The following is a 9,593-nucleotide window of genomic DNA, read 5'->3' on the forward strand; positions in this document are numbered from 1 at the left end:
TGCTCACCCCCCCTCGCCACCCTCGGCACCTGGGCCGCCACCCACGGCAACGCCGCCACCACCACCCAGACCAGCCCCACCACCTGACCCACCCCGCCCCGGGTCGGGTGGGTGGGTGGGGGCCGGGGCCTGGGCCTGGGCCTGGGCCAGGGCCGGGGCACAACGCCAAACCGCCACCCGCATCCCGGCCCACACCCGGATGCGGACACCCCCTGGGCACACCACCGACAAGCCCATCCGCCGCCGGTCCCCGCCGCCTTTCGCGGGCGGCCGGCGGAACCGGCCAAGCCCCGCTCAGCTCGGAAGTGAAGGCTCCGAAAGAGGAGACGTCGCTCATCCGCTACGCCGTCGAGCAAGCGGTAGAGACCACGCTCGCCCGCTATGCCCCCGATCGATCAGCCTGATCCGAAGCTAGAATTCGTAGCCGCTCCAGCGCCGGAGGGGCCCGCGGAGACGCGACCGTGCGGGTCGTCGCTGTCGGTAAACGATCGAATGACGACAGGGGCGGCGGGCGTCCAATGAACCCAGTGATTCCGGGGCCCGACGGCGGCTCCGATCCAATGAGATCCGATGACGGATGACGACAGGGTCAGATGACACCCAAGGGTCCGATGCGGCGGCAGAAGCGGGGAAACAGCGTGGCCAATCTCGTCTACAAGCGGGTGTCGACCGATCAACAGTCCACCGCCCGCCAGGACCTCGTCCTCGCCGAGGCCGGGATCGAGAACCCTGCCGTCTTCGAGGAGGACCCGGGCACCTCCAGCCGCCTCCGCCCGCTCCAGCGCCCGAAGTTCGGCGAACTGCTCACCTATGCGCGGCCGGGCGACACCGTGCACATCTCCGAGATGTTCCGCCTCGTGCGCGGCAACCAGCACATCCTCGACGTCCTCGAAGTCCTGCACCGCGACCAGCTCGCCCTGCGCATCCACGACGGCGCGTTCTCCGCCATGGACCTCACCGCCCGCCACCCGCGCACCGGCGAGCTGCTGTCCACCGTGAAGTTCATGGTCCAGACCCTCGCCGCCGCCGGCGAACTCCAACGTGACCTTCAGCGTGAGCTGATCTACGACGGACTGCGCGCCGCCGAGGCCAAGGGCAACAAGGGCGGACGCCGATGTGCGCACCGCCTTCCTGGAAGGCCAGTCCATCGCCGCCCTGGCCCGCGAGCACAACGTCAGCCGCGGCGCCGTACGCACCGCCGTCGACGACCTCCTGCCGGAGCGCGTCGCCGCGGCGGAGAAGACGCCGGCGCCGGAGCTGCCGGTCACCCTCGACATGCCGGGCAAGGTGGCCGACTTCCTCCGGAGCTCCGGGCTGGACGACGTCGAGCGAGCCGCGCTCGACCAGGGCGTGACCGTACGGCGCGGCCAGGGCTACACCACCCTGCGCGTCACCGCCGTCCCCTCCGTGCACCGCCAGTTCCTCACCCGCTGCCAGCCGCTCGACGGCGGCCACGACCTCCCCGCGATCCCGGCGCAGCGCAAGGTGCACCGCGAGTACGAGAACCGGGTCAGCGCCCTTACGCCCTGAACACCGCCACCAACCAGGCATCCCGCTGGCTCTTCCCCGGCCGCCGAGCCGGCCAGCCAGCCCGCCCCGACCACCTCTCCGCGCTCCTGGGCGAGATCGGCATCCCAGTCGCCGCCGCCCGCGGCGCCGCCGTCAGACAGCAACTCCTCGAACTGCCCGCCCCCGTCGTCGCGGACGCACTCGGCTACCACGACAAGACCACCAGCCGACTCCTCCGAGAGACCGGCGGGACCTGGAGCCGATACGCCGCAGGCGACCACACCCGGTCACCAACGGGCTGGGCTCCCCGGGGAACCCACGGCAGTTGAATGCGCGAGCCCACCAGTACCGAGGCCGTTCAAGCCCTCGGCGGAGGCCATCGCCGACCGGGCGAGCAAGCCGCACCGCCACCGGGCCCCGTCGCTGCCGGTGCGGGGGCCAGCGGACGAGAAGGACGTGAGTGACGTTCCGGTGCCGAATAGGGTGACGCCGTGCCTCAACGTTCTGGTCAGCCGCCTCTCCCATCCCGCCAGCAACTTGCCAGCCTGCGGGACTTCGTCCATGGAAGGACCTACTCGGCCGCCTCGGTCGCCATCCGGCTCGACGGCGCTCCGCCGCATGCCGAGGGGTCACCCCTGGACGACGTGAGCAAGGTCGCAAATGCCCTGTACGAGGTCGTGAACACTCTCGGCAGGCCGGTGCTCGACGCGGTGCATTCCGGGCAGCCGAACGACGAGGCGTGCGACTCGTGGATTGCGCTCTTGTTGATCGCCCAGCACTGGCGGGACTCACCTGATCTACCAGCAGACCTGAAAGCCCTGGTCGATGGCGCGCTTCCTCTCTGACGCACCTCTCCCGGTCAGACCCCAGAAGGCTGTCACGTTCAGTAGCAATGACGGAACGAGGTGGGCCAACTCGCGACGGTTGAATACGCCAGTATCGACCCCCAGCTTCGCCGCCCTGCCCGCCATCGCGCTCGCCACCGTGCTGTTCCCCGCGCTGGTGTCCGTCGTCACCCCGCAGGCGAAATGACGCATCGGGCCCCGGCCCACCGTCGGCCGCTGCCGGTACCCGGCTGCTGGTGACAGGCCTCCTCGGGGCAACGCCCCCACCCGCCCTCCCTTCCCGCTCCGGGAGGGAGGGCGGGTTCTTTACCCGGTTCTTTCTATAGGGCGTCAGCACCACCGGACGCCGGTCGACCGGCGTCCGGTACGACCTGCGCGGACGCGGCGCGCCGAGCCCGCGAACGCGCAGGTCGGGGCCGCCGCCTCGGGCAGGACCTCCGCAACCCAAAGACGATGCCGAGCGAGCTGCGCGGCTGACGGCATCGGAGCCCGCCATCCGCAGCCGTTCCCCCGCTCCGGGTGGCTCCCCTGCCCGGCAGGACGGGGCGCCGTCCTGCCGGTGCGCGGGCCGAAGGGCCCGGGCGCTCAGGTTCTGACGGGTTTGCCCGTCGAGACCAGCAGGAGGACGGACGAGCCCGGTGCCACCGGTTCTGCGCCGCCCCGGGGGGCACTGCTGATCACCTGCCCGGCGGGAGCGTTCCAGTCCGTGTGCCGCATGATCGTGCAGCTCAGTCCGAGTCCGCGCAGCAGGCTTCCGGCCTGTTCGACCGGCATGCCGGCCAGGTCCGGCAGCGCGATGCCCGCTCCCGCGGTCTGCTCCTGCTCCTGTGTCGGAGTCGCATCGGCGCTTCCGCTCTTGGGGGTGCCGGTGGCGAGCGGGGTGCACGCCCCGTTCGCCGGTGGGGACAGGGACAGGGAGGCGCCGGGCGCGGGCGGCACGGGCTTCAGCGCGAAGAACCCCACCGTGGCGCACGCCAGCACGCAGCACGCCGCAGCGGTGCCGAGGAGCGCCCGGCGGGTGCGGCTGCGGCTGACGACTCGCTCGATCGCGGCCGCGTCGACGACCGGCGCCGTCGGCCCGTCGGCGAAGGAGGCCACCGCGGCACGCAGCTCGTCTTCGAGGCCCGGCTCGAACGGGGCGGCTCCGGACGACGTGTTCCTCACTTCGTACCTCCGAAAGCGGCCGACGGGGTGTGCGGCGCCTGGGCGCCCGATACGGAATCGCGCAGTTTGGCCAGGCCGCGGGCGAGCTGGGACCTCACCGCACTCGAGGAGATGTCCAGGACGTCGGCGACCTGCCGGGCGTCCAGATCGTGCAGGTAGTACAGGACCACCACGCTGCGCATGCCCATCGGCAGCCCGAGCAGTGCCTCGATCAGTTCCGCGCGCAGATCCACCTGCCCGAGCCGGTCCCGGGGGTCGGCCGTCTCGGGCACCCCCGACAGCCCGGGGCGCTCGCCCAGGCGCGACAGCCGCCGCCAGCGGTCGTTGGCCAGGTTGACCAGCACTTTGCGCACGTACGCCTCCGGCGAGTCCGCCACCTCGACCTTCCGCCAGTGTCGGCACGCCCGCTCCAGTGCCTCCTGCACCAGATCCTCGGCCACGTGCACGTCACCAGTCAGCGCATACGCGGTGCGGAACAACGCTCCCGACCGCTGTGCGACGAACTCCGTGAATCCGTTGCCCGGACCGCTCCTGCGAAACCTCACCCGCCGACCTCCTCTCCTCGTCCCATCCCGATCACTGCCCCCATGACGGCGGAACGGGGCCGGGTGCTGCACCGAGCCGCCGGCAGTGACGTGAATCACAGCTGGGACGGAAGGGTGTCCCAGGACCTCGCGCCGCGGCGTCCTGCCCCGCCAGGACCGCCAGCTCCTTCTCTTCCAACGCTGGCTGGCCGTACGGCTCGCGGCGACCACGGACCCCGAACACGAGCAGTTCCTGCGGCACTTCGCCCACTGGCACCAGCTCCGCAAGCTGCGCGTCAAGGCCGACACCGGCCCGCTGAGCGTCAGCACCGCCAGCAGACCACCGCCAGCAGACCACCCAGGCCGGCGCCTTCCTCACCTGGCTCACCCACCGAGGCAGCACGCCGGCAACGGCAACCCAGGCCGATCTCGACGCCTGGCACACCGAGCACTACGCCACCCGCCGCGCGGCGCAACCCTTCCTGCGCTGGTGCATGGACACGCAGCGCATGCCGCGCCTGGCCATCCCCTACCAAGCGACGGCCAACCCACTACCGCTGGGCCAGCACCAGCGGTTGACCGCCCTCCGTTGCGTCCTCGGCAACGAAACCGCGCCGCTGGGGGTCCGGGTCGCCGCCAGTCTCGTCCTGCTGTTCGCCCAGCCCCTCACCCGCGTCGTCCGCCTGACGACCGGCGACGTCCTGGACGACGGCCAGCAGGTCCACCTCCGACTCGGAGACCCGCCCTCGCCCCTGCCCGAGCCTGTCGCCGCTCTCGTTCGCGGCTACCTTCGCTCACTCCCGGCCCACGCACCGGCGGTGAACCTATCCACCCCGCTGGCTCTTCCCCGGCCGCCGCCCAGGCCAGCCGATGAACCCGAACAGCTTGCTCGGCCCCCTCCGTGACCTTGGTGTCCCGGCCCAGCGAGCACGCACCTCCGCCATCCGGCATCTCGTCCTCCAAGCCCCCGCGCCGGTCATCGCCAAGGCCCTCGGCTACCACGACAAGACCGCCACCAGGCTCGTCACCGAGGTGGCGGCACCTGGAGCCGATACGCCCCCGGCGACCACACACGGTGACAGCACCATCGCCCGGCATCAGGAACACACGACACTTCAACATGCGCGCCTACCAGTCCCGAGGCCGGAGTGGGTGGAAACATCACCGACAAGACCGCGGCAAGGTCCCCCGGGGCCCGTCCCGGGGTGCCGTCCCCCGGGGTGCGGCCCGCGGCGGGGACGGGACGGGAACGGGCAGTAGGATCAGCGGCGTTGCATCCCGTACACCACCGCTAGGAGGCTTTTCATGGCTCAGGTCACGCTGAAGGGAAACCCGGTGCAGGTCGGTGGCGCGCTGCCCACCGCCGGCAGCCAGGCACCGGCGTTCACGCTCGTCGGCGAAGGACTCGCGGACGTGTCCCTGAAGGACTTCGCGGGCAAGCGCAAGGTCCTGAACATCTTCCCCAGCATCGACACCCCGACCTGCGCGACCTCGGTACGCACCTTCAACACCCAGGCCGCCTCCCTCGACAACACCGTCGTGCTGTGCGTGTCCGCCGACCTGCCGTTCGCCCAGGCCCGGTTCTGCGGCTCCGAAGGCCTGGAGAACGTCAAGACCCTCTCCACCCTGCGCGGCCGGGACTTCCACGACACCTACGGCGTGGCGATCACCGACGGCCCACTGGCCGGCCTGACCGCCCGCGCCGTCGTCGTCCTCGACGAGAACGACACCGTCCTGCACACCGAACTCGTCGCCGAGATCGCCGACGAACCGAACTACGACGCCGCACTCACCGTCCTCAACTGACCCACCCCGCACCACCCCCGACCCGCACCACCCCCTTGCTCCACGACGGCCCGCCCCCTGCCACGACCCCCTTTCCCAAGGACACGGCCCAGGAGGCGGGCCGCCGCACACCCACCCCACCACACCCCAGAGGGAAAACCCGCCCCCCCACGACCCCCCCCACCACCAACCCCCTCCAACCCCCTCCAACCCGCACGGCAAACCCACCCACCACCACCCCCAGCCAAAACACCTTCCCCCGACCAACCATTCACTTTTCGTGAATGACGGGTGCTTTTGTGGTTGATCGGAAACAGGAGTGGTGTTCTATCGTACGCACCCACCGGAACGCGGCCGGGGCCCGTCAGAAGGGGCCCCCGCCGACGAGCCCGGCCAGCACGCCACCGGACGCTCCCGCGACGGGCTGACCACCGGGATCCACCTGGCAGCGGACGGCCGGTGCCGGCCGCGCATCCGGCCCCTCCTGGCCCTGGTTACCGGGCCTACGCGTCTCGGGCCATCCGTGAGCACCTGCGCAGACGCGGAATCCGGGCGGTGATCCCCCAGCCCGCCGACCAGATCGCCAACCGCAAGCGCTTCTGCCCACAGCAAGCCGGCAGTGTGCCAGACCTCGGCCTGCCGTGGCGCCAAACCTCCTGCCACAGCCACAAACGGGTCAAACCAGTGTCTTCGCGGCTCGATTTACGGCACCATCGAAGCCCATACGCAGGAGCAGTCTCCTGGGGGAAACGCATGACCACCACGCCGCCGAACGCGTCAGATGGATCCAGCCCCGGGGTGACGCCGGTTCAGCCCCCGGCATCGCCGTCATCCACGAACATCCCTGATCCTGGTGCTGTCGCAGGGCCTGTCCTACCACCAACCGCCCAGCCGTTGTCGGCTCCCCCTTCCTCCCCTCCCCCTGTGCCGGCCCCGGCCGCTTCCACGGCAGGGCGCCTTCTGGACGACGTGACCAGCGTGCTCGCTCCGGATGGGGCCGCACACCGTGGCGGCAGGCGTGTCCGGTTCGTCGCCTTGACCGTGGCTGTCGCACTGGTGAGCAGCACCGGAGGATGGTGGCTGGCCCACGAGCTCGACAACATGGGATCGGTCGACACCGCCCGTCATCAGGACGCGGCTCAGCGGGAAGTGGACGGCGCACGACCGCCGATCGACGTCACGGTGACCCAGGATACGTTCGAGGAGTACGACCCCGTCAGCTTCCCGAACACGTGGTACATCGTCCTCGACAAGCCGCTCTCCGCCCAGGCGCAGCAGGCACTGACCGCGATCCCGGTCAACCCGCGCGACTTCCGAGAACACGTCCGGAAGGTATGGGAGTTGTTGAGGCCGATGGGCGGTCGGCTGCTGACCGACCAGCCCACGCTGGTCCGGGCGCCCGAGAACTTCACGTACAACGGCACTGCCACCTCCTTTCGACTGGGCCTGGAGAGCCGGAAGACGGCTCCCGTCAACATCGACGACGTCACCGCCGACGACGTCAACTGCGTTCCCGCCGATGCCGCGACGGTTGTGCGCTACCCCCCGGCGGGGGAATCCCCCATGAGGAATCTCGCACTGGATCTCTCCGGACGCAGCAAGGTCCTGGTGGTCGAGGACGAGGGCGGCCAACAGGGCAAGCCGTACTTCCAGGGGGCGTCGATCGCCCTGGGCCAGAACCAGACCGGGAGCAACCTCAAGATCGACGCGATCACCAAGAACGAGACCTGCACGTTCAAGCTCAAGGCCGACTACCGCGTTGCCGGCGAGGCCGCGCCCGGCGCTCCACTGGAGATCCTCGCCCAGGGCAAGCCCTTCAAGGCCGAAGGTGTCCCGGCACGCGCCGTCCAGTACTTCGAACGCGGTTACGGGGATGTCCCCTGGTACTGCGCCGGTACGGTCGAACCGGGCATCTGCGACACCGCCGGATGGCTTCAGGAGCACGTCAAGTAGGGCTTGAGCACGCGGCTCGGCCCGGACGTGGCACGTGTTGGACGAAGGAGCCGCCCGGTACGCCTCCGCGAGGAGGCGGGCAGGCTCACCGAAGGATATTCCGCATGCGCTCGACTGGCTTCGGGCCCGGTCCCGGACGTCTCGTCCGAGGGCGACGACGGTGTTCCGGCCGACGGCCGTATCGATGTGCAGATCAGGAACGGCCGTTATTCCAGCCACGTCCCGTCGCGCATGATGACTCTGCCCCGTAGTTCCGGCTCGCCACACCGGGCGCGCACATTCGTCGGCACCACGCGCAGGTACAGGAAGGAACCCTCCTCCGTACGCGGGTCCCAGCCGAACTTGGCGGCGAACGCGTCCGCCGCGTCTCCGGGGACGTCCTGGTCCGGGAAGCACTCCGCCTCACCCTGGAGAAGCACCACGTCGAAGGTGTCGGGCAACGCCAGGCGCACGCGCGGGTCCTCGCGGAGGTTCCGCGCAGTCACGGAAGTGGCACTGGTGCACATCCACACGGCTCGCCCGTCCCACCGGAACCACAGCGGCACCTGGTGCGGCCCGCGCTCTGGATGCGCTGTCGACACCCATACGTCCCGCTCGGAGACGAGCCGTTCCAGAGTGTCGCGCCTACGCTCCGCAGTCTGGCGGCGAACAATTCCCGTGGTCTGCATGAGTGCCGACGTTAGCCAGCAGGTCCGAAGCGCGCATCAGGCGAGGGACCTACTCCCGGTGACCGATGAGCCCCTCGGCCTCCGCATCGGGATCGGCCGGTCGGGGCAGAGTACGCCCTGCGCGGCGAGGGCTGACAGTGCCAGGCCTGACCAGCGCCGACACCGGCGATGCCTTGATGCCCGCACGCCGGCTGCGACAGCGTCGCGAGAAACAGCCGGCAACCTGACGGCGTTTCGGTGTCAGTGCCTGCGAGCACAATGAAGTACCGCCGCCGGCTTGGGGGAAGAACTGGCGCGGCTGATCCCGCGTCCCGCGAGCCCGTCGGTTCGGGTTCGCGGAGAACCGATCGGCCGCTGCCCGTGGTGCACCTCGTGCGGCACGTCATGGGGGGGAGCGGTCAGATGGGCTTCATCGTCATTCTTGTCATCGTCCTGATCGTCATCAAGGTCGTCAGCCTGATGCTGCGGAGCGACGACCCGGGCAGGAAATCCCGTCGCAAGCGTGGAGGCGGGGACAGCAGCGGCGGGGGCTGGGGCGACGGTGGGGGCGGAGGTTGCGGCGGCGGAGGCTGCGGAAGTGGTTGTGGCGGAGACTGAGGCGGCTATCGCGGGGCGTCGCCGCATCCGAACCGGCTCGAGTGTGAGGGATGCGGCCACCGATGGACGTCAGCGTCGAGCCCGGATCACCACGGCGCCATGACCAGCTCGCCGATCACCGTCAGGCCGATCCGCGTCGCCAGCCATGGAGCACGTTCGGCCTCGGCCTGCTTGACGTGCACGAACACCGTGTGGTCGGCCGCCGGCTCCTCCAGGTCGACATCCCGGGCATTCGCGCAGACGGTCACGTAGGCGCCCCTGGGACCCCCGGCGCCAAGGCCGATGTCAGGGGCCTCGGGCCAGCCGAGGAAGTCCCACATCGAGCTGACGGGTGTCGGCGAGTTCCAGCGACCGAGCGGCAACCTGCAGTGCCTCCTCGCGGTCCGCCGTACGCAGGATGGGTTGGGCATAGGAGTTGGACATGACGGGCAGTCTGCCAGGGCTTCGCGCCGGGCCGTACCGGTTAGACGCACGCCCTCGGTGCGGTCCCAGGCCCCACCGAGGGCGTGTCGGCAAAAGGGTCTGAGCGAGGGGGCCGATTGGCCTCC

General features: G+C 70.3%; 10 protein-coding genes and 2 pseudogenes. 7 read left to right on the forward strand and 5 right to left on the reverse strand.

From position 1 onward, the window contains the following. Positions 1–611 precede the first annotated feature (611 nt). The 3 genes and pseudogenes from ACZ7C5_RS37650 to ACZ7C5_RS37660 all read left to right on the forward strand — a co-directional run. A pseudogene (locus ACZ7C5_RS37650) lies at positions 612–1,040 on the forward strand (recombinase family protein); the annotation flags it as partial. A gap of 76 nt (positions 1,041–1,116) precedes the next feature. Continuing rightward, positions 1,117–1,530 (forward strand): resolvase, encoded by a 414-nt coding sequence (locus tag ACZ7C5_RS37655; RefSeq protein ID WP_401081415.1) that lies wholly within the window; start codon positions 1,117–1,119, stop codon positions 1,528–1,530. Positions 1,531–2,000: 470 nt separating this feature from the next. Then, the gene (locus tag ACZ7C5_RS37660) at positions 2,001–2,354 is read left to right on the forward strand and encodes a hypothetical protein (RefSeq protein WP_470324429.1); all 354 of its coding nucleotides are present in this window, start codon (positions 2,001–2,003) and stop codon (positions 2,352–2,354) included. A gap of 585 nt (positions 2,355–2,939) precedes the next feature. On the opposite strand, the gene ACZ7C5_RS37665 is transcribed toward ACZ7C5_RS37660, so the two are convergent. The 3 genes from ACZ7C5_RS37665 to ACZ7C5_RS37675 all read right to left on the reverse strand — a co-directional run bounded on the left by ACZ7C5_RS37665 (position 2,940) and on the right by ACZ7C5_RS37675 (position 4,767). Beyond that, entirely contained in the window at positions 2,940–3,518 is a 579-nt protein-coding gene (locus ACZ7C5_RS37665) for a PASTA domain-containing protein (RefSeq protein WP_401081421.1), read from the reverse strand. Continuing rightward, positions 3,515–4,063 (reverse strand): SigE family RNA polymerase sigma factor, encoded by a 549-nt coding sequence (locus ACZ7C5_RS37670; RefSeq protein ID WP_401081424.1) that lies wholly within the window; start codon positions 4,061–4,063, stop codon positions 3,515–3,517. Before ACZ7C5_RS37670 ends, ACZ7C5_RS37665 begins: the two co-directional genes overlap by 4 nt. A gap of 530 nt (positions 4,064–4,593) precedes the next feature. Continuing rightward, complete coding sequence (locus tag ACZ7C5_RS37675; protein ID WP_401081427.1) at positions 4,594–4,767, reverse strand: hypothetical protein; 174 nt, start codon at positions 4,765–4,767, stop codon at positions 4,594–4,596. A 580-nt stretch (positions 4,768–5,347) separates the two neighbouring features. Between ACZ7C5_RS37675 and tpx the strand changes: the two genes are divergently transcribed. The 3 genes and pseudogenes from tpx to ACZ7C5_RS37690 all read left to right on the forward strand — a co-directional run bounded on the left by tpx (position 5,348) and on the right by ACZ7C5_RS37690 (position 7,780). Next, positions 5,348–5,848 carry a thiol peroxidase gene (gene tpx, locus ACZ7C5_RS37680; protein ID WP_401081430.1) on the forward strand — a complete coding sequence of 167 codons (501 nt, stop codon included), beginning with the start codon at positions 5,348–5,350 and terminating at the stop codon, positions 5,846–5,848. 385 nt (positions 5,849–6,233) lie between these two features. Next, a pseudogene (locus ACZ7C5_RS37685) lies at positions 6,234–6,424 on the forward strand (IS5/IS1182 family transposase); the annotation flags it as partial. A gap of 372 nt (positions 6,425–6,796) precedes the next feature. Beyond that, on the forward strand, positions 6,797–7,780 hold the full coding sequence (locus ACZ7C5_RS37690) for a hypothetical protein (RefSeq protein ID WP_470324432.1): 984 nt from the start codon (positions 6,797–6,799) through the stop codon (positions 7,778–7,780). Between the two features lie 206 nt (positions 7,781–7,986). On the opposite strand, the gene ACZ7C5_RS37695 is transcribed toward ACZ7C5_RS37690, so the two are convergent. After that, positions 7,987–8,448: a pyridoxamine 5'-phosphate oxidase family protein gene (locus ACZ7C5_RS37695; RefSeq protein ID WP_470324430.1), complete on the reverse strand. Its 462-nt coding sequence runs from the start codon at positions 8,446–8,448 to the stop codon at positions 7,987–7,989. Between the two features lie 402 nt (positions 8,449–8,850). On the opposite strand from ACZ7C5_RS37695, the gene ACZ7C5_RS37700 reads away from it, so the two are divergent. Beyond that, on the forward strand, positions 8,851–9,045 hold the full coding sequence (locus tag ACZ7C5_RS37700) for a hypothetical protein (protein WP_401081436.1): 195 nt from the start codon (positions 8,851–8,853) through the stop codon (positions 9,043–9,045). 86 nt (positions 9,046–9,131) lie between these two features. Here ACZ7C5_RS37700 and ACZ7C5_RS37705 read toward each other — a convergent pair whose 3' ends face one another. Continuing rightward, entirely contained in the window at positions 9,132–9,407 is a 276-nt protein-coding gene (locus ACZ7C5_RS37705) for a hypothetical protein (protein WP_470324431.1), read from the reverse strand. Positions 9,408–9,593 lie beyond the last annotated feature (186 nt).

The organism is Kitasatospora sp. NPDC036993 (genome assembly GCF_055607525.1).

Bases quoted from the DNA above. Each gene is read 5' to 3' on its own strand.
- tpx (WP_401081430.1), top strand. From the start codon at position 5,348: ATGGCTCAGGTCACGCTGAAGGGAAACCCGGTGCAGGTCGGTGGCGCG.
- ACZ7C5_RS37695 (WP_470324430.1), bottom strand. From the start codon at position 8,448: ATGCAGACCACGGGAATTGTTCGCCGCCAGACTGCGGAGCGTAGGCGC.
- ACZ7C5_RS37700 (WP_401081436.1), top strand. From the start codon at position 8,851: ATGGGCTTCATCGTCATTCTTGTCATCGTCCTGATCGTCATCAAGGTC.